This is a genomic window from Fibrella rubiginis, assembly GCF_017353185.1.
Lineage (GTDB): Bacteria > Bacteroidota > Bacteroidia > Cytophagales > Spirosomataceae > Fibrella > Fibrella rubiginis.
Genome location: NZ_JAFMYV010000016.1, coordinates 1 through 18,356 on the forward strand (window position 1 = coordinate 1; position 18,356 = coordinate 18,356).

Here is an 18,356-nt window from a genome sequence, read left to right on the forward strand (position 1 = left end):
TTGGACGTTAAACCTGAAACTCCCCCTCAAGGTACATACGATTCCAGCACGGTCATGGTCCCTTCGGGGATGAGCGTAACAGAGGACACGGAGGCGGGAATCAGGGCGCATTCGCCCATTTTTAAATCAAATGAATAGCCACCAACGGTCTGGGCGGTAAGGGCACCTTCCACGCAAACCAGGATCACAAAGGAGTCGAGGTGGGTGTAATCGTGCATCACTTCCTGGTCGAAATGGAGTACGTTGGTAACGAAATAATCGCTCGTAACGGCGTTCACACTTTCGTTTAACTTCTTGTCGTAGTGCGTTTTATAATCGCCGTAGTAGTGGTAGTCGATGGCGTCGACGGCCTGCTCGGTATGCAGTTCGCGGGTTTGGCCTTTGTCGTCTTTCCGGTCGAAATCATAAATGCGGTAAGTGATATCCGACGTCTGCTGAATCTCGGCCAATAGCAACCCTTTCCCGATATAGTGTACCCGTCCGGCGGGGAGAAAAAACACGTCGCCGGGGTGGGCTTCCTCAATGTTCAGGATGTCGGTAATGGTGTTGTCGGACACCGCCTTCACGTACTCGTCTTTGGTCACCTCGCGGTTGAAACCAGCGTTGAGTTTTGCCCCAGGATCGGCCTGCATGATGTACCACATCTCGGTTTTGCCGAACGAGTTATGCCGTTTCTTGGCCAGTTCGTCATTGGGGTGCACCTGAATACTGAGGTCATCGTTGGCGTCGATAAACTTCACCAGCAGCGGAAATTCGTTGCCGTACTTCTCGTAGACATGTTTCCCGACCAACTGCTCTTTGTATTTCTCCAGCACAGCCTGCAGGGTCTCCCCTACCAGCGCGCCTTCTTTCACCACCGAAATATTGCCCGGTACACCCGACACCTCCCAGGTTTCGCCGCAGTTAGGAAGGGATGAGAAGTCTTTGCCTAAGATGGATTTGATCTTGTGACCGCCCCAGATTTTGTCTTTGAAAATGGGCGTAAACGTAAGCGGATATAGCATGGCAGGTTGCGTGATTGTATTTTTTTGATGGTGACGGACAGTTTTTTTTGGACAGGATTAGCAGGATTTCGGGATGAACAGGATTTTCTATTTACTTCCGAGCAAATCGGTAGGGCGAACAAGAAAATCCTGTTCATCCCGAAATCCTGCTAATCCTGTCCAAAAAAACCCTATCCGTCACTTCCTATCTGAACAACCGGCAAGTTACGGGGGATGTTATTATTGAGTAAATGAGCGATTAGGCGAATGAGTGAATAATTTTGCTCCAGGCGATATTCAATCACTCAATCGCTCATTCACTCATTGAGTAAGCTCTGGCAAAAAGAAGGCACCGTAGTGTCTGACGAAATAGACCGCTTTACCGTGGGCCGCGACCGCGACATGGACCTGTACCTGGCCCCGTTCGATGTGCTCGGCAACCTGGCCCATGCCCACATGCTCAGCACCATTGGCCTGCTCACCCCCGATGAATACGAGTTGCTGGCCGCCGAACTTCGGAAATTATATCCCCAGACGCTGTCGGGGCAGTTTGTGATCGAAGACGGCGTAGAAGACGTGCATTCGCAGGTGGAGTTATTGCTGACGCAGGCCCTGGGCGACGTGGGCAAGAAAATCCATTCAGGCCGGTCGCGCAACGATCAAGTGCTGGTAGACCTTAAACTGTTTACCCGGTCACGGCTCTGGGAAGTAGCCGGGGCTACGCGGCGGGTATTCGACAGGCTCATTGCCCGTTCTGAGCAACACAAGGACGACCTGCTGCCGGGTTACACGCACCTGCAAATTGCCATGCCATCGTCGTTCGGCTTATGGTTCGGTGCTTATGCCGAAGCCCTTTCCGATGATATGCTGACGCTACAAATAGCCTACCGCTTCGCCAACCGCAACCCGCTGGGATCGGGCGCGGGCTACGGCTCGTCGTTTCCGCTGAACCGCACGCTGACTACCGAACTACTTGGTTTTGAGGGGCTTCACGTCAATGTGGTGTATGCCCAGATGAGCCGGGGCAAGACCGAGCAGACAGCGTTGAATGCTCTGGCGGCTGTGGCTACTACCCTGGCCCGGCTGGCAATGGATATCTGCCTCTACAACAGCCAGAACTTCGGCTTTCTGACCCTCCCCGACGCCCTCACGACGGGCAGCAGCATCATGCCGCACAAAAAAAACCCCGACGTGGCCGAACTGCTGCGGGGCAAGTGTAACCGCCTGAAAGCCCTGCCCATGGAAGTAACGCTGGTGATGAGCAACCTCCCCTCCGGCTACCACCGCGACATGCAGCTATTGAAAGAAGTGCTCATGCCCGCCTTCGACGATATCCTCGACTGCCTGCACATCGCCGATTTCATGCTCGAACACATTCAGGTAAAACCCAACCTGCTCGACGACCACAAATACGATCTGCTTTTCAGCGTGGAGCGGGTTAACGAACTGGTGTTGAGCGGCGTACCCTTCCGCGAGGCGTATGGGCGCGTGGGTAAAGAGATTGCCGAGCATACATACACGCCTCCGCGCACGCTCCACCACACCCACGAAGGCAGCATCGGCAACCTGATGAACGAGGTCATCACCGAAGCCATGAATGCCGCGATGGCCGGTTTCGGCGCCGAGAAAGCCCTGGCCGCTGAAAAGGCGCTGGTGGGGTAAGTCGGAACAGGGAGGGGTAGAATGGGGTTTTTGTGTTAGGATTTTGTCCTCCCCGGTGTTGCTTTGTCATCTCAGGGGTGTTTTTATCCTGCTGGCGGCTTTTTTGTCCTTCCGGCGCTTTTTTTGTCATCCCGACGTCAGGAGGGATCCAGTCTCCTCCAATCAAATTCTGCACTAGGAGACTAGATCCCTCCTGACGTCGGGATGACAAAAACCGCCGGAAGGACAAAAAAGCCGTCAGGACATAGACATCTTTATCATCAAACGTCAAACACTATTCCATTGTCTAAAAAAGTAAAAATCGGTCTGGTCCAAATGTCGTGCGAGGCCGACGTGGCCACCAACGTGGACAAAGCTGAAGCGCGCATCCGGGAGGCCGCTGCGCAGGGAGCGCAGATTGTCTGTTTGCAGGAACTGTTTACGTCGCTGTATTTCTGCGACGTGGAAGACCATCATAATTTTAGTCTGGCCGAAGCCATTCCCGGCCCCACTACCGACCGTATGGCCGCGCTGGCGGGGGAGTTGGGCGTGGTGATTGTAGCCTCTTTGTTCGAGAAACGGGCACAGGGGCTGTACCACAACACCACCGCCGTACTCGACGCCGACGGCACGTACCTGGGCAAGTACCGGAAGATGCACATCCCCGACGACCCCGGCTATTACGAGAAATTCTATTTCACCCCCGGCGACCTCGGCTACAAGGTGTTCGACACTAAGTTTGCCCGCGTGGGCGTGCTCATCTGCTGGGATCAGTGGTACCCCGAAGCTGCCCGCATTACGGCGCTGATGGGGGCCGAACTGCTGGTCTACCCCACGGCCATTGGCTGGGACACCAACGAAGTAGACCCTGCGCAGAACACCGAACAGTATAATGCCTGGCAAACGATTCAGCGGAGCCACGCGATTGCCAACGGTGTACATGTTGTATCGGTGAACCGCGTTGGTCGCGAGGCCGATCAGCAGTTCTGGGGTGGGTCATTTGTGGCTAATCCGTTTGGGTCATTGCTGTATCTAGCCCCTCACGATCAGGAGGTTGTGCATGTGCAGGAAATCGATTTGGCCCAAACCGACAAGTACCGCACCACCTGGCCCTACCTCCGCGACCGCCGCATCGACTCCTACCAGCCCATTACCAAACGATATATAGATGAGTGAATTAATGTACAATGAATAATGAACAATGTACAATGACTTCGCATTCGGCACCTGCTAAGCGCGAAGCCATTGTACATTGTTCATTATACATTGTACATTAATTCACTCTCGTTAACCATGTCCAAAACCACCATGCGTTTATTACTGATCTTGCTCACGGCTGTTTCGGGCAGCGTATTCTTCACCAGTTCCGACCGGATGGTGCATTCGGCGGGGGCAACGGTGACGGGGAAACTACCCGCCGAAACGCCGCTGACGCCCACGCCCCGGAGCAATTTCACGCCCACCACCCGGAAGGGCTACTGGAGTCTCGACGTGGTCGACGATTTTGTGCTGCCCAGTACCCGTTCCATCACGTTTTGCGCGGCAGGGCGAAACCTGCACCTGGGCCGCGAATGGGACAAGCTGTTCCGGCGTGGTTTTTCGTCGATAGACCGGACGCGGATGGTATGGGACGAAGAGGTTGCCCGCGACCCCAACCGGATCAGGCCCGGCTGGACAAGCCGACTCACCTTCGAACAACGCACCGACGGCGTAGGGCAGCATCATTTCCGGCTGGGCCCGTATAACATTCCGTGGGCGGGCAACGGCAACCTGGCCGCCGAAACGTACTTCCGGCCTATGCCCGGCAACCGCGACAAACTCAACAACATCTATTCGGCTATTCAGGGGCTGGCAGGGTCATGCCAGCTGTACAACGATTGTCCCAACGGACGTGATAAAAGCGGCTACGGCAAAATCTTCTTCGACATTGAGAATGAGGGCGTTAAAGACGAGGTTTTGCAGGAGCAAGCCAACCTGTACACCTACTTTATGAAAGCCACCCGCGACATTGCCGACCCCCGCACCATGATCGGGTCTATTGGCCCAATTCCCCATAGCGGCTTCGGTTACTCACGGGCCATGGACTACTCGGCTACGCCGTTTCCGCTCTGGAATATGAAAGCCAAACAGACGGCCACCTCCCGGCAGCGCGGCATGCCCAACGACATCGTGGGCAAATCGTTCTCCGACTACGTTGATTTTCAGATGGCTGGCACCTACTTTGTCTATCCCGATTTTGATTATACCATTCCCCACACCGGCGACGCCGACCGGCACTGGCTGGCGGGCTTGCTGGCGGAACAGGAGTACAACATGCGGCTGTCAGATAAGCCGCGGCTGGGGTACGTGTGGATGTTTAACACCCAGGCCCCGTTTAACCGCAGTCAGAAAGCATCGAACCCAGCGCCGCCGATGGTGGCCGAGGGAACGGGCATTTTCTACTGGATGACCGGTGCCTACGGCTGCGTTTTCTGGGACGACCTGGTAGAGCTAAAACCCGACCAGCCCACGCCCAAAGACCCCGAACGGCAGGGCCTCGACAGTGACCGAAACTACGCCTGCTACGAACATTATATTCATGGCCTGTGGCGCATCTTCAAACACCACGGCGACATGTTCACCAACGATGCCGTGTTTCTAAACCAGGAAACGGAATGCTCGTATGACGGGGGACAAAACTGGTATAAATACAACGCAAACCAGATCAAAACCAGGGGCTTACCTTTTGCCCGCGCTATGGTGAAAGGGGATCAGATCCTGGTTGCGGCCTCGATGCCCTATGCTAAACCGGGCCAGAAAACGAGCCTCATGGTCCGCTACGTAGACAAGGGCTACCGGTTCTACACCACCGTCCGCCTCAACGCCGACGAGATTTATCTGGGCCGGGCTACGATGAGCAAATAAGTTGATCAGGCGGGAATGGTATTTCATTTGGGAACCCAGGCCCGGCTAAAACGTGGGCGGTGTGGCGTTCAGGTCGGAATCCAGAAAATCAGTAATCATCGGTACCAGCCAATCCGCCCGCTTCGTCATACCGATGTGAGTTGTGCCCGGAATAATGGCTAGCCGGGATTTTGGCAGCCCGTGCAGATCGCCCATTTTTCCGCCTCCCCTGGCCCGAAAGAGTTCCAGCGCATGCTCATACCGTACCCCGTCAACATCGCCAATGGCCATGAACAGCGGGGCGGTTATTTTCTTTACCTCCTTCGACCAGTCATACGGCTTCAGGTCTATGCTGATAACTTTCTTGACAAATTCCGGGAAGTGAGCCGGATCGTTTCCAAGACTGTCGTATTGTTTTTTTATGGCCGTGCCCTTAAACTGATCGGCGGTGGCCGTAGCAAAACCGGCCTCCGCATCGGGCCACCATCCGTCATGCGCATAGGCGCCTGATAAGATAACGAGCCTGCGTAGCTGCTTTGGATGGCGGACGGCAAACTGAAAAGCGACGCCACCGCCCATACTATATCCCAGCAAATCTGTACTGTCTATTTTTAAATGCCTGAGCAAGCCTGCTACATCGTCTGCCATGCTTTCATAGCTGAGCGCACGGGGTATGTCGCTCGTGCGGCCGTGGCCCTGCATTTCTGCTACAATGACTTTCCGATCTTTGGCCAGAAGAGGAATGAATGGCGACCAGTTTAAGGGAATGGTCATAAAAGAGCCGTGGATCAGTACGATGGGTTTACCACTGCCATACACTTCGTAATACAGCTTCAGCCCGTTGACATCGGCATAGCCGCTTTCTGCTGGCTTCACCGCCCGACTGGCTGTTGTGCCCGTTGTTTCGGTTGACTTGCTTTTCATTTCCGTTGAGTTTGATTGACAGGACATTGCCACAACCAAAACAGCCACCATCGCACGGCTGATTCCAATGTGCTTTTTCATGTCATTACTTTTCGGAACAATATAAACGTGACTGCCTGATTATTTGTCACTTGCGAATGAGCAGGCAACTATCATGCGTTTATTTACCCGCGCTGTTGCACTCGCCCTTCGATACAACCCGAATACCCGCCGCCCCGGCCACGCAGGCGTTGCCATAGGTTTTGTTGTTACAGCCACAAACGGGATCGTACTGCTGCGTACAGACCACGTTGGGGTTGATTTTCTCGACACAGTCACTCGACACAGTTTCTTTTTCGCAGCCCAGGGCTATCAGCCCCACCACAGCAACAAGTAGTTTTTTCATTGTTCGTTGTCAGGTTTGTATACTGGTGTAGAGTTAAAACGGGGCCAATGCGTTGTAAAAAGTTATCAAAAAAGTTGAGTGCGTTGAACGGGTAAGCTCGTGCGTTCCCACCAGCTTACCCGTTCGATGGTCGCGTTGTATCTTTGTGTTATGCTTAGTGAACAGGTACAACAACAAACAGAAACAACATCCCTGCCCGTGATGGAGGCGTTTTATACGCTTCAGGGTGAAGGGGCTTTTGCGGGGCGGGCGGCGTATTTTATCCGGCTCGGTGGCTGCGACGTAGGGTGCCACTGGTGCGACGTGAAAGAATCGTGGGACGTGAACGCCCACCCGCGCCAAACGGTCGACGAACTGGTAGCGGGTGCCGGGCAATACCCCGGCAGGATGGTGGTAATCACCGGCGGCGAGCCGCTGATGCATGACCTTACCACGCTGACTAATGCGCTACAAGCGGCTGGCTTCCAGACCAATATCGAAACATCAGGCGTATGCCAGACCGTGACGGGGTCGTGGGACTGGATTTGCTTTTCGCCGAAGAAATTTAAGCAACCCAACCCGGCTATTTATCAGAAGGCCGATGAGCTGAAAGTCATCATCTACAACGCCTCTGACTTCGCTTTTGCCGAATCATTCGTGCCCCACCTCCGGCCCGACTGCCGCTTATTGCTGCAACCCGAATGGAGCCGGTCAGACGAAATGCTGCCCCGCATCGTTGACTATGTAAAAGCACATCCGCAGTGGCAAGTCTCGTTACAAACACACAAGTTCATGCAGATACCGTAAGGGAATGTACAATGTACAATGAACAATCGGTCCGCCGATGCGGTACAATGACGGTCCCGCCGCTCCGGCGTACCGGTTCGGGCTTACACTGGTTCAAGGCGATGCTGGTCATTGTACATTGTGCATTGTGCATTGTGCATTCCCTCCCCGCCTTCTCCCAATCCAAACAGGCGGTTGATCTGTATACGAAGGGGATGTCGCTGTTTGCCGAACGGAAAGCAGCGGAGGCGATCCCGTTTTTGCAACAGGCGATAAAAGAGTCGCCGAATTTTGTGGAGGCGCACATCCGGCTGGGGCAGTTGTATGAGTTTGTCCGCAAGCCCGAGCTGGCCCTAAGCACCTATCAGGCCGCCATTAAACTCCCCGCCGACCCTGCCGCGCTGGCCCTCGCCTATCAGGGGGCATCGCAGATTCTGCTCAAGCTTGGGCGCTACGCCGACGCCGTTCCGGTGCTGGAAACGTTCGCCAAAAACTTCCCGGCCCAATCGTCGAAAGCCAAGCAGGTGCAACGGCTACTGGCGACCGCCCGCTACGGACAGGAGGCCGTATTGCACCCCCTGTCGGTGAAGCCGAAGCCGCTGTCAGAGAGCCTTAAAGTAGGTGATTCTCAGTATTTTCCGGTGCTCACCGCCGATGAGCAGACCATCGTGTTCACGATGCTGAAACCCGATGGCGACGAAGATCTGATGACGGCCACGCAGACAGCGGAAGGGGGCTGGCAAACGCCGGTGCCCCTGTCGACCAACATCAATACGGCCGAAAATGAAGGCACGGCCAGCCTCTCCGCCGATGGGCGACTAGTGGTGTTTACGGCCTGCCAGAGCAAGCGGGGTGGCTTCGGCGGCTGCGATCTGTTCAGCAGCCAGAAAACCGGCGACACCTGGTCGAAACCCGAAAATCTGGGGCCATCGGTCAATACCCGTTACTACGAATCGCAGCCCAGCCTCTCGGCCGACGGACGGCAGCTATACTTCATCTCCGACCGCCCCGGTGGCCTCGGCAAGCGCGACCTCTGGCGCAGCACCCGCTCTGCTAACGGCGATTGGAGTGAACCCGCCAACGTGGGAACGCCCGTAAATACCCCCTTCGACGAGGCGTCTCCGTTTTTGCACGCCAACGGACAGGTCTTATTTTTCGCGTCGGAAGGACATTTGGGTTTGGGGGGTTATGATTTGTTTATGAGCCGGTTAACGCCCGATAGTACCAACCACAAGTGGGGCGAGCCGGGCAACCTGGGCTACCCCATCAATACGTCGGAAGATCAGGCGTCGCTGTTTGTAGCGGCCAACGGCAACCGGGCTTATTATTCGTTTGAAGAGCAAAAGGAAGGTCTCTCGCAGAAGTCGCGCATCTACACCTTCGACCTGCCCGACGTGCTCCGGCAACAGGTAAAGCCCGTCAATTACCTCAAAGGCATTGTCACCGACGCCCGCACCAAAAAGCCCCTCACCGCCAGCCTCGACCTGATTGATCTGCGCACCAACCAACCTGTTTCGCGGATTGCATCCGATGCCGAAACGGGCAATTATGTGGCCGTGCTGCCCGCCGGGGGCGATTATGCCCTGTATGTGAGTGCGCCGGGCTACCTCTTCAAAAGCCTGTCGTTCAACTACACCGACAAGACCTCTACCGAAACGGGCATGGGCAAAGGCGTGGCGCTCGACGCGGCCCTGGAGCCGCTTGGCAACGCGGGCAAAGAGACGCTGAATAACCTCTTTTTCGAGTCGGGTCGGTATGAGCTGACGGGCAAATCGCGCACGGAGCTTGAACGCCTCGCCGAGTTTTTGAAGACCAACGCCAGCACCCAAATCGAGATTGCGGGCCACACCGACGACCGGGGCGACCCGGCGGCCAACCTCGAACTATCGAAGCGGCGGGCGCAGGCGGTCGTGGGTTATCTGGCCAAATTGGGCGTGGCCCCTACCCGCCTGAAAGCCGTTGGCTATGGCAAAACCCGCCCCGCCGTGCCCAACACCTCCGACGAAGCCCGCCAGCGCAACCGCCGCATCGAGTGGCGTGTATTGTGATTTTTTTGGACAGGATTAGCAGGATGACGGGATGAACAGGATTTTTTCCTCGTTTCGTTCTGAAATCAATAGTCGAAACGAAGAAAAAATCCTGTGAATCCCGCCATCCTGATAATCCTGTCCAAAATAACCTGACCTCATACTTCGCTCGTTGTCTCCCGTTGTCGCTTGGCTCCAGCCGAGTGACCAGTATCAAAGGGCCTCCGGCCCGTAGCTTGAACTTGACATAGTTAGGCCAACATGGCTCAATATTACACTACGGGCCGGAGGCCCTCAGATACCCGTCACTCGGCTTCAGCCAAGCGACAACGGGAGGATAACGGGACATCGGCAGATAAAACAGGTCAGCGTTGATCCGCCCAATCAGCGTCATCTGCAGTCTACAGCGTGGCGCGTGTTGTAACGCAGGAACTTCACTACTTTAGATTAAGTTTTGAAGCCAAAGCTTAAACGTTTAGGCAAAGCCAAACCAGTATAACTCATCCATAACGTTCTGTAATTCAATGGACTTACATATTCAGGTGCGCGATGCCGATGCGCCTTTTTTGATGGAGTTACTCGGAAAATTCGATTTCGTTAACATTAAAGAAACGACGGCTTCCCCTGTGTTAGAAGGTCTGGAACGTAGCCTCGACCAGATGAAGGCCATGCGTGAAGGGAAGCTTCCCAAACCATCAGTTGCCGAACTGTTTGCCCACAATGAGTGACCTGTTGATAACGTTCACTCCTGAGTTCAAACGTGAGTATAAACGGATGGCCAAGAAACACGCCTCCCTCAACGCTGATTTTCAGGCACTGATAACGTATCTTCAGGAAAACCCCTCGATGGGCACGCCATTAGGGCAAAACGCTTACAAAATTCGGTTGGCAATCAGCTCGAAAAATAAAGGAAAAAGTGGCGGTGCCCGTGTGATCACCTATTACCTGACCGCTGATAATGAATTATACCTGCTTTCAATATACGATAAGTCTGAGCAGTCGACAGTCACAGATAAAGCCCTCATGCAACTGATTGACAGGGCGGTGACTGATAAATAGCACTCCCCAACACCTCCGAGGAAGCCCGCCAGCGCAACCGCTGTATCGAGTGGCATGTGTTGTAAGGGATTGCCAATAGTGATGAACTCTCTCTTCACCCAACGCCAACAGGTACTGATGGTGGGCGAATAACTCAACTGAACACACGTACTTGAACCCTTATATACCTGTTCGGTTGGGCTGAAAACCGTTCTCACTGGCGAGCATCTTGTCAGAAGTGACCTGCCCACGTGGAGCGCATCACAACCCACCGTCCAAGCCTTTTCAATTTACTGTTAGAGATACATCATCGAAATAAACACTTCCAGTCGTTTTGGGCAAATAGACCAGAAAAAATAATAAATTATCGACGTTACCCGGAAACGAATCTACTGTTACACTGTACTCTGTAAATTCTTTTACATCGTTAATTGACATTTTGCCTTGGGTAGTCATAAAGAAAGCTGTTTTACCATCTTTATCACCCCGAATCACCAAAGACACGCCACTACCCTTCATGTTGACCGTCTTTATTTTGGCCTTTAATGTCAACTTAGCTGCCACTGGAATATCTTTAATTGGTATGTTCTGCTGACCATAATAGCAGAATGCAGAATCGTTTTTAACTGTGTTACAGTTGATTTTTAACGAGTACTGAGGGGAAGCCGCACTCTCTGCGGTGAAGCCCTGGTCATATCCGTTCGGATTAGCTTGGTTTGGTGTACTAAAGTTGAAAAACCAGCCTTGATATTTTTGCTCTATATCCCCGTTCGTAACAAGTGGAGCCTGAGGTTGTGCCTCCTCCTTCTTACACGCATTGAACAATAGGGCAACAGATAACACGAGAACGGAGCAACGAAGTAGGTGCATGTCAGTAGCTGTTTAGTTGATGGGCAAACAATTCTTTAACCTTTCTAATTGGGGCATTTAGCTTGTCACCCGTGGCCCCGAAATGGAAGTAAAAAACCCGCCTTGCGGGAGGTACGGACTGTCAACCGAAACTCGCCCCACAAGCACTTTATGGACTTTTCACCCAACAAGTTAAAGTACGCAAAGTCGCGGAACTACATTAGCTTGATTGTTAGTACGTTGTAATTCCGCGATTTGGTTTTAGCGTAACAACCAAGCGAATGTGTTGACAATATATATAACGCTACCTCTATTGCCAACTATACTTGTTAAGCGTGTGCATTCCTAGCTTGGGGTGTTTCAGGCACAGGGGTAGTTGGCCGCTGCTGCTGTAACATTGGTGTTGTTTGTGCCTACTTTAAGCACGAGATACTGCCACAGCCATACCCTACCAAATTAGCCGGTTAAGTTGGTTTCTTAAACCATGACTGCCTGCCCGCGTTTAGGCCTGTGTCCGCTTGTCGGTACAGTTTCTTACCCAAACGATTTATGAAAGCAGCAGTCTTCCACAAAGTCGGCGACATCCGTTACGAAACGATGGATGATCCCAAAATTGAGCAGTCACGCGATGTCGTCCTGCGCGTTACGTCAACGGCCATCTGCGGCTCTGACCTCCACATCTACGACGGCTTTCTGCCCCAGCTTCGCAACGAGGTGCTGGGCCACGAGTTCATGGGCATCGTAGAGGAAGTGGGCAAAGACGTGACCAACCTTAAAAAAGGCGACCGCGTGGTAGTTCCCTTCACCATAGCCTGTGGGAAGTGCTTTTTCTGCCAGAATCACCACGAAATGCACTGCGAGAACTCGAACCCCGAATTCTACGGTCCCGACGGTGGTGTACTGACCGAAAAAGGCGGCGGCCTGTTCGGCTACTCCGACCTCTACGGCGGCTACAACGGCGGTCAGGCGCAGTACGTCCGCGTGCCCTACGCCGATTATGGCCTGCGCCACGTGCCCGAAGAGTTGAAAGACGAGCAGGTGCTGTTTTTGTCCGACATCTTCCCGACGGGCTGGAGTTCTATTGAGTGGGGCGAGTTGAAAGGCGGCGAAACGGTAGCCATTTTCGGGTCGGGACCGGTGGGGCTGATGGCTCAGAAATCGGCCTGGATACAGGGTGCCGGTCGTGTTATTGCCATCGACCCGGTCAATTACCGGCTGGAGCGGGCACGGCGTGTCAACAAGGTGGAAACGCTGAATCCACACGAGGTCGATGTGATCGAAGCCATCCGCAACATGACCGACGGGCGTGGAGCCGACCTTTGCGTTGATGCCGTGGGTATGGAAGCCGAGCGGTCTATTCTGGATAAAGCCAAAGCCGTTATCAACCTCGAAAAAGGCACCGTGAGCGTGCTGGAGCAATGTTTTCAGGCCGTACGCCGGGGTGGCATCGTGTCGGTAGTAGGCGTATACGGCGCTATGTTCGACAATTTCCCGGTGGGTCGAATTTTCGACAAAGGGATTACCATTAAGCAGGGCCAGTCGTTTGTTCATAAGAACATCGACCACCTGCTCGACCTGGTTGTACAGGGCAAAGTTGTCCTCGACGACATCGTATCGCACGTGCTGCCCCTAACGGAAATCTCACGCGCCTACGACATTTTCAAGAAGAAAGAAGACGACTGCACGAAGGTGATTCTGAAACCATTTTAAGGATTTACGATGTACGACTTACGATGTACGATTTATTGCTTACGCCACCCTGCTCATGCGTCAGCAACAAATCGTACATCGTAAGTCGTACATCGTAAATCCTTACGTTCAAATACACAACACATGGAAACCCAACAAAACGGAAAAACAGCCCTGATCACGGGCGCATCGAGCGGCATTGGCCGTGAACTCACTCGTCTTTTCGCCAAGGATGGCTACAACCTCGTGCTCGTGGGGCGCGACGAAGAAGGTCTGAATCAGATAGCGGGCATGTTTTACAATCAATACGGCACCGAAACGACCGTTATCAGCAAAGACCTGTCGGACCCGAAAGCCCCCGACGAAATCTATGCCGAGACGAGCGGCAAGCAGATCGACGTGCTGGTGAACGATGCCGGTTTCGGCGAATATGGCATGTTTGCCACCGAAACCGATCTGCAACGGGAACTGGACATGGTACAGGTCAATGCGGTGGCGCTGGTGCACCTGACCAAGCTGTATCTGAAAGACATGGTAGCCCACAACGAGGGTAAAATTCTGATGCTCGGCTCGGAAGTGTCGGTATTTCCCAACCCGCTGATGGCCGTTTACGGGGCGACGAAGGCGTTTATCAAGTCGTTTTCGGAGGCTATCCGTAATGAACTGAAAGACACCAACGTGACCGTGACGGTGCTGATGCCGGGTGCGACCAACACGAATTTCTTTAAAACCGCTGGGGCCGAAAATGTGAAGGGTGCCGACCCCAACAAAACCGCCGACCCCGCCGCCGTGGCTAAAGAAGGCTACGAGGCCCTGATGAGTGGCAAGGACCATGTGGTGGCCGGCTGGATGAACAAAGCCCGCGTGGCGATGGCCCACATCCTGCCCGACCCACTGCTGGCAAAAGGAGTACGTAGCGATATGACGCCAAAAGAAGAAGCCGAAGAAAATCAGAAGCAAACGATTGCGGTGGCCCTTGCCGTAGGCATCGGTATTATTGGTGGCCTGTGGTTGCTATCCCGCAAACGCGACGATTTTGGTATCAGCAACTACAATAAGGCCAAGTATTACTACAAAGGCAAAAAAGCCCAGTATAAAGCCAAAAGTGCCCTCTCAGACATCGCTGACACGGTAGCCGATACGGTCAAAAGCGCCTACAATGGTGCCAAAAGTAAGGTAGAAGAGGTAGTAGGATAAGGAAGTTTAAGGTGAAGCGGTTTTGGGTGTTTTATCATCCCGACGCCAGGAGGGATCTACTTTCCTTCAAGCCTGTTGTGAGACAGGAAAGTAGATCCCTCCTGGCGTCGGGATGACAAAACACCCAAAACCGCTTCACCTTAAACTTCCTTACCCTACCCTATTTAAACGCCGAAATACCCGTGATCTCGGCCCCCAGAATCAACAGGTGAATGTCGTGGGTGCCCTCGTAGGTCACGACTGATTCGAGGTTCATCAGGTGGCGCATGATGGGGTAATCCCCGGTGATGCCCATGCCACCGAGGAGTTGGCGGCTGGTGCGGGCCACGCGCAGGGCCATATCGACGTTATCGCGCTTGGCGAGGGATATCTGGGCTGTGGTGGCCGTACCCGCGTTCTTGAGCATACCCAACCGCCAGCAAAGCAACTGCGCCTTGGTAATATCGGTCAGCATTTCGGCTAACTTCTTCTGTATCAACTGAAACGACGCAATTGGTTTGTCGAACTGGATGCGTTCGAGCGCATATTTCCGGGCGGCCTCGTAGCAGTCCATAGCGGCACCCACCGCCCCCCAGGCAATACCGTAGCGGGCCTGATCGAGGCATTGCAATGGTGCTTTCAGGCCAGCCGCTTCAGGCAACAGGTTTTCTTTGGGCACCTTCACGTCGGTAAAAGTCAACTCGCCCGTGCGGCTGGCGCGGAGCGACCATTTCCGCTCGATCTCGTTGGCGGAGAAACCCTCCATACCGCGTTCTACGATGAGACCGCGAATTTTACCCTGCTCGTTTTTGGCCCATACCACGGCGATGTCGGCAATGGGCGCGTTGGTGATCCAGAGCTTCGACCCGTTGAGCAAAAAGTAGTCAGAGCGCTCAATAAAGGCCGTTGTCATACCACCGGGGTCCGACCCGTGGTTGGCTTCGGTGAGGCCAAAGCAGCCTACCAGTTCACCCTTGGCCAGCCGGGGCAGGTACTTGGCTTTCTGGTCGTTGGAGCCAAACGCGTAGATCGGGTACATCACCAGTGAGCTTTGCACCGACACCGTTGAGCGCATGCCTGAGTCGCCCCGTTCAATCTCCTGCATCATCAGTCCGTAGCTGATCTGGTCTAGACCACCACCGCCATACGCAACCGGGATGGTGGAGCCAAACGCACCAATTTGCCCGAATTTGGCTAAAATGCCCTCCGGAAATTCAGCCCGCTGAGCGTAGTCGTCGATGGTGGGGGTAATTTCGCGCTTCACGAAATCGCGCATCGCCGACCGCACGAGCTTCTGTTCAGCCGTGAGCAAATCGTCGATCTGGTAAAAATCCGGCGACTCAAACTGGTCGGTTTTCAGGCGGGGCGAGGTTACTGTGGGTTGAGCTTGCATAGGGCCAAAACAAGAATTAGCGCGGGCTTGTTGGTGCCACACAAAGTATTCTGCCACAAAATACGGCTTTGGCCATAAACATAATCAGCCCCGGTGCCCACTCGCCAGAGGCTGCGGTAATTCAGTATATGCCCCAACCCATCAAAGCCGCCTTGTTCGACATGGACGGTGTGCTGATCGACAACGCCCACTTCCACCGGCAAAACTGGTTTGCCTTCGCCGAGCGTCACGGGCGACCCATTACCCACGAACAGTACGATCAGTTTATCAACGGCCGGGTAGCGGCGGCTTCCATTCCCTACGTGCTGGGCCGCGATCTGCACACCGACGAACTGACGCCACTCGCCACCGCGCTGGATGGTAGCTACCGACAGTTGTACGCCCCGCACCTGACGCCCACTACGGGCCTGAAAACGTTTCTGGCTTACCTGAAAACCCAGCACGTCCTGTGCGCGGTGGGCAGCTCGGCCCCGCCGGAAACATTGACTTCGTACTGGATGGCCTCTCGATCCGCTCCGCTTTCCAGACGCTGGTGGATGCGTCGATGATCAGCCGCGGTAAGCCCGACCCGGAGATTTACCTGACTGCGGCCAGTCGGATGGGGGCTGAGCCGGGTCAGTGTGTGGTGTTTGAAGATGCCTTTTCGGGCATCGAAGCGGGCCTGCGGGCCAACATGCGCGTGGTGGCGCTGGCTACAACCCACACCCGCGCCGAACTCGCCAATGCCGGTGCCAACCTCATCATCGACCACTTCGCTGACCCCGCCCTGCTTCCGTGGCTAGGTCAGCAAACCCACTGACAATCATGCATGTAGGCATCGAAATTGGGGGCACCAAGCTTCAGCTTGTGGTGGCCGACCCTCAGGGGCCGATCCGTCAACGGTTCCACCGGGCTATTGAACCGGGCACTAACGCTACGGCTATTCTGGCCTGGATTGAGCAGGCAATGAGCCAGTTAGCCACGCCGCCCAGTGCCATTGGCGTGGGTTTTGGCGGGCCGGTCGATGCCGAAACGGGACAGATCATCACCTCGCATCAGGTGTCGGGCTGGTCGGGGGTGAACCTGACCAACTGGCTTCGGGAGCGCACGGGGGTCACGCGGGTATGCGTCGAAAATGATGCGAACGTGGCTGCGCTGGGTGAAGCTTTGCGCGGTGCAGGACAAGGCTACCGGCATGTGTTCTACGTGACGCTGGGCAGTGGCGTGGGCGGCGGCATGGTCATCGACGGGCAACTGTACCGGGGTGCCCGACCCGGCGAAGCCGAAATTGGCCACGTATGGGTTACGCCACCCACCGAGCAGTCGCCCGGACAAACGCTGGAACAGGCCACATCGGGTTGGGCCGTTGACCGGCAAATTCGCAACCGGCTACCCCAACTTCCGCCCCATTCACCCCTGCGACGCTATGTTGATATGGCCGGTCAGCCCGGCGGCGAGGCCCGTTGGCTGGCTCCTGCCCTGGCCGACCATGACCCCGCCGCGCAGCAGCTAGTGCAACAGCTTGGCCGCATGATTGCGCTGGGGTTATCACACGTGGTTCATCTGTTTCACCCAGACGTGCTGGTACTCGGCGGCGGCCTGTCGCTCATCGGCGAACCGTTGCGGCAGGCTGTGGAGACGGCCCTTCCACCATTGGTCATGGCCGCTTTTCAACCACCACCCGCCGTCCGGCTGGCCCAACTAGGTACCGACGTAGTACCCGTTGGCGCACTGGCAATGCTAGGAGGTGAGAAGTGAGGTGACCGCTGGCGTGACTCTGCGCATCGTGCCCTTCGTCCGGCTCAGGGTGAGTGGGGGGCTTTCTTTGTCATCCCGACGCAGGAGGGATCTAGTCTCCTTCAAGCAGATTCTGAGTTAGGAAAGTAGATCCCTCCTGCGTCGGGATGACAAAGAAAGCCCCCCACTCACCCTGAGCCAGCCGCAGGGCTTGAAACGCGGAGCCACCAGAGCGCATAGCTACCTACTTCTTAGCTCTCCACTTCCCCTTCAATAAAGCAGTAACAAAGCAGGTGACAGATGGTCATTTGGGCGTCTTCGACGCGGCCGAAATGGGTGTCGGGCAGGCGGATGTGCTCGGTGGCTATGTCGGCCAGTTTGCCGCCGTTGCCACCCACCAGGGCCAGCGTGGTTAGGGCATGGTCGTTGGCCCACTCCACCGCCTTCACCACGTTGGGCGACGACCCACTCACGCTCAGGGCCAGCACCAGATCGCCGGGGCGGGCGTAATTTTGAAGCTGTCCGGCGTACACGTCTTCGTAGGCATAATCATTGCCCAGGGCCGTTATCCAGGAGATGCTTTCGTTCAGACAAAGGCACCGAAACCGCTTCCCCATACGATCTGAGGCACTTTTACCCAGGTCCGTCACAAAATGCGAGGCGTTCATGGCGCTGCCGCCGTTGCCGAAAACAAACAACTGCCGCTCATCGACCCAAGCCTGATGCAGCATAGCCGCCCAACGGGTCACCGTGTCAATAGGAATAGTCTGATAAAGCGCTTGCTGTTTCGCAAGGTAATCGGTGAAATAGGCGGTTGTCATATACGTTCAGCGAAAGTTCAGGCGTAAAATTGGTAAATTTGCGCTTGCGTTGCCGGATAAACACCG

General features: G+C 54.9%; 16 protein-coding genes and 1 pseudogene. 11 read left to right on the top strand and 6 right to left on the bottom strand.

Annotation, left to right across the window (positions count from 1 at the left end; all coding sequences use genetic code 11):
• Positions 1-26: 26 nt before the first annotated feature.
• Entirely contained in the window at positions 27-1,004 is a 978-nt protein-coding gene (locus J2I47_RS23850) for a type I phosphomannose isomerase catalytic subunit (protein ID WP_207367138.1), read from the bottom strand.
• Between the two features lie 381 nt (positions 1,005-1,385).
• Here J2I47_RS23850 and argH point away from each other — a divergent pair, with 381 nt between their 5' ends.
• The 3 genes from argH to J2I47_RS23865 all read left to right on the top strand — a co-directional run bounded on the left by argH (position 1,386) and on the right by J2I47_RS23865 (position 5,528).
• Positions 1,386-2,645 (top strand): argininosuccinate lyase, encoded by a 1,260-nt coding sequence (gene argH, locus J2I47_RS23855; protein ID WP_310587738.1) that lies wholly within the window; start codon positions 1,386-1,388, stop codon positions 2,643-2,645.
• A gap of 282 nt (positions 2,646-2,927) precedes the next feature.
• Positions 2,928-3,800, top strand: a complete 873-nt coding sequence (locus J2I47_RS23860; RefSeq protein ID WP_207367140.1) for a carbon-nitrogen hydrolase — start codon at positions 2,928-2,930, stop codon at positions 3,798-3,800.
• A 132-nt stretch (positions 3,801-3,932) separates the two neighbouring features.
• Positions 3,933-5,528, top strand: a complete 1,596-nt coding sequence (locus J2I47_RS23865) for a hypothetical protein (RefSeq protein WP_207367141.1) — start codon at positions 3,933-3,935, stop codon at positions 5,526-5,528.
• 45 nt (positions 5,529-5,573) lie between these two features.
• Here J2I47_RS23865 and J2I47_RS23870 read toward each other — a convergent pair whose 3' ends face one another.
• Both J2I47_RS23870 and J2I47_RS23875 read right to left on the bottom strand, forming a co-directional pair.
• A complete protein-coding gene (locus J2I47_RS23870) occupies positions 5,574-6,431 on the bottom strand; it encodes an alpha/beta fold hydrolase (protein ID WP_229374914.1) in 858 nt (285 codons plus the stop codon).
• 160 nt (positions 6,432-6,591) lie between these two features.
• Entirely contained in the window at positions 6,592-6,816 is a 225-nt protein-coding gene (locus J2I47_RS23875) for a Kazal-type serine protease inhibitor family protein (RefSeq protein ID WP_207367143.1), read from the bottom strand.
• A gap of 150 nt (positions 6,817-6,966) precedes the next feature.
• On the opposite strand from J2I47_RS23875, the gene J2I47_RS23880 reads away from it, so the two are divergent.
• The 4 genes from J2I47_RS23880 to J2I47_RS23895 all read left to right on the top strand — a co-directional run bounded on the left by J2I47_RS23880 (position 6,967) and on the right by J2I47_RS23895 (position 10,667).
• Entirely contained in the window at positions 6,967-7,602 is a 636-nt protein-coding gene (locus tag J2I47_RS23880) for a 7-carboxy-7-deazaguanine synthase QueE (protein WP_207367144.1), read from the top strand.
• 47 nt (positions 7,603-7,649) lie between these two features.
• Complete coding sequence (locus J2I47_RS23885; RefSeq protein WP_207367145.1) at positions 7,650-9,629, top strand: OmpA family protein; 1,980 nt, start codon at positions 7,650-7,652, stop codon at positions 9,627-9,629.
• Positions 9,630-10,132: 503 nt separating this feature from the next.
• On the top strand, positions 10,133-10,336 hold the full coding sequence (locus J2I47_RS23890; RefSeq protein WP_207367146.1) for a hypothetical protein: 204 nt from the start codon (positions 10,133-10,135) through the stop codon (positions 10,334-10,336).
• Positions 10,329-10,667 carry a type II toxin-antitoxin system RelE/ParE family toxin gene (locus J2I47_RS23895; RefSeq protein ID WP_207367147.1) on the top strand — a complete coding sequence of 113 codons (339 nt, stop codon included), beginning with the start codon at positions 10,329-10,331 and terminating at the stop codon, positions 10,665-10,667. The genes J2I47_RS23890 and J2I47_RS23895 overlap by 8 nt, the downstream gene beginning before the upstream one ends.
• A gap of 264 nt (positions 10,668-10,931) precedes the next feature.
• Here the strand turns inward: J2I47_RS23895 and J2I47_RS23900 are convergent, their stop codons facing one another.
• Entirely contained in the window at positions 10,932-11,516 is a 585-nt protein-coding gene (locus J2I47_RS23900; RefSeq protein WP_207367148.1) for a hypothetical protein, read from the bottom strand.
• A 528-nt stretch (positions 11,517-12,044) separates the two neighbouring features.
• Here J2I47_RS23900 and J2I47_RS23905 point away from each other — a divergent pair.
• Together J2I47_RS23905 and J2I47_RS23910 are read left to right on the top strand one after the other, a co-directional pair.
• Positions 12,045-13,205: a zinc-dependent alcohol dehydrogenase gene (locus J2I47_RS23905; RefSeq protein ID WP_207367149.1), complete on the top strand. Its 1,161-nt coding sequence runs from the start codon at positions 12,045-12,047 to the stop codon at positions 13,203-13,205.
• 123 nt (positions 13,206-13,328) lie between these two features.
• Positions 13,329-14,381 carry an SDR family NAD(P)-dependent oxidoreductase gene (locus J2I47_RS23910; RefSeq protein ID WP_207367150.1) on the top strand — a complete coding sequence of 351 codons (1,053 nt, stop codon included), beginning with the start codon at positions 13,329-13,331 and terminating at the stop codon, positions 14,379-14,381.
• Between the two features lie 160 nt (positions 14,382-14,541).
• Here the strand turns inward: J2I47_RS23910 and J2I47_RS23915 are convergent, their stop codons facing one another.
• On the bottom strand, positions 14,542-15,753 hold the full coding sequence (locus J2I47_RS23915) for an acyl-CoA dehydrogenase family protein (RefSeq protein WP_207367151.1): 1,212 nt from the start codon (positions 15,751-15,753) through the stop codon (positions 14,542-14,544).
• 161 nt (positions 15,754-15,914) lie between these two features.
• Between J2I47_RS23915 and J2I47_RS27065 the strand changes: the two are divergent.
• Positions 15,915-16,552, top strand: a pseudogene (locus J2I47_RS27065) (HAD family hydrolase).
• Between the two features lie 5 nt (positions 16,553-16,557).
• On the top strand, positions 16,558-17,490 hold the full coding sequence (locus tag J2I47_RS23925; RefSeq protein ID WP_207367152.1) for an ROK family protein: 933 nt from the start codon (positions 16,558-16,560) through the stop codon (positions 17,488-17,490).
• A 230-nt stretch (positions 17,491-17,720) separates the two neighbouring features.
• On the opposite strand, the gene J2I47_RS23930 is transcribed toward J2I47_RS23925, so the two are convergent.
• The gene (locus J2I47_RS23930; protein WP_207367153.1) at positions 17,721-18,290 is read right to left on the bottom strand and encodes a D-sedoheptulose-7-phosphate isomerase; all 570 of its coding nucleotides are present in this window, start codon (positions 18,288-18,290) and stop codon (positions 17,721-17,723) included.
• Between the last annotated feature and the right edge of the window lie 66 nt (positions 18,291-18,356).

Coding starts and splice junctions, on each gene's coding strand:
- J2I47_RS23850 (WP_207367138.1), bottom strand. CDS start 1,004: ATGCTATATCCGCTTACGTTTACGCCCATTTTCAAAGACAAAATCTGG.
- argH (WP_310587738.1), top strand. CDS start 1,386: ATGGACCTGTACCTGGCCCCGTTCGATGTGCTCGGCAACCTGGCCCAT.
- J2I47_RS23865 (WP_207367141.1), top strand. CDS start 3,933: ATGCGTTTATTACTGATCTTGCTCACGGCTGTTTCGGGCAGCGTATTC.
- J2I47_RS23870 (WP_229374914.1), bottom strand. CDS start 6,431: ATGAAAAGCAAGTCAACCGAAACAACGGGCACAACAGCCAGTCGGGCG.
- J2I47_RS23875 (WP_207367143.1), bottom strand. CDS start 6,816: ATGAAAAAACTACTTGTTGCTGTGGTGGGGCTGATAGCCCTGGGCTGC.
- J2I47_RS23880 (WP_207367144.1), top strand. CDS start 6,967: ATGCTTAGTGAACAGGTACAACAACAAACAGAAACAACATCCCTGCCC.
- J2I47_RS23885 (WP_207367145.1), top strand. CDS start 7,650: ATGACGGTCCCGCCGCTCCGGCGTACCGGTTCGGGCTTACACTGGTTC.
- J2I47_RS23890 (WP_207367146.1), top strand. CDS start 10,133: ATGGACTTACATATTCAGGTGCGCGATGCCGATGCGCCTTTTTTGATG.
- J2I47_RS23895 (WP_207367147.1), top strand. CDS start 10,329: ATGAGTGACCTGTTGATAACGTTCACTCCTGAGTTCAAACGTGAGTAT.
- J2I47_RS23900 (WP_207367148.1), bottom strand. CDS start 11,516: ATGCACCTACTTCGTTGCTCCGTTCTCGTGTTATCTGTTGCCCTATTG.
- J2I47_RS23905 (WP_207367149.1), top strand. CDS start 12,045: ATGAAAGCAGCAGTCTTCCACAAAGTCGGCGACATCCGTTACGAAACG.
- J2I47_RS23910 (WP_207367150.1), top strand. CDS start 13,329: ATGGAAACCCAACAAAACGGAAAAACAGCCCTGATCACGGGCGCATCG.
- J2I47_RS23915 (WP_207367151.1), bottom strand. CDS start 15,753: ATGCAAGCTCAACCCACAGTAACCTCGCCCCGCCTGAAAACCGACCAG.
- J2I47_RS23925 (WP_207367152.1), top strand. CDS start 16,558: ATGCATGTAGGCATCGAAATTGGGGGCACCAAGCTTCAGCTTGTGGTG.
- J2I47_RS23930 (WP_207367153.1), bottom strand. CDS start 18,290: ATGACAACCGCCTATTTCACCGATTACCTTGCGAAACAGCAAGCGCTT.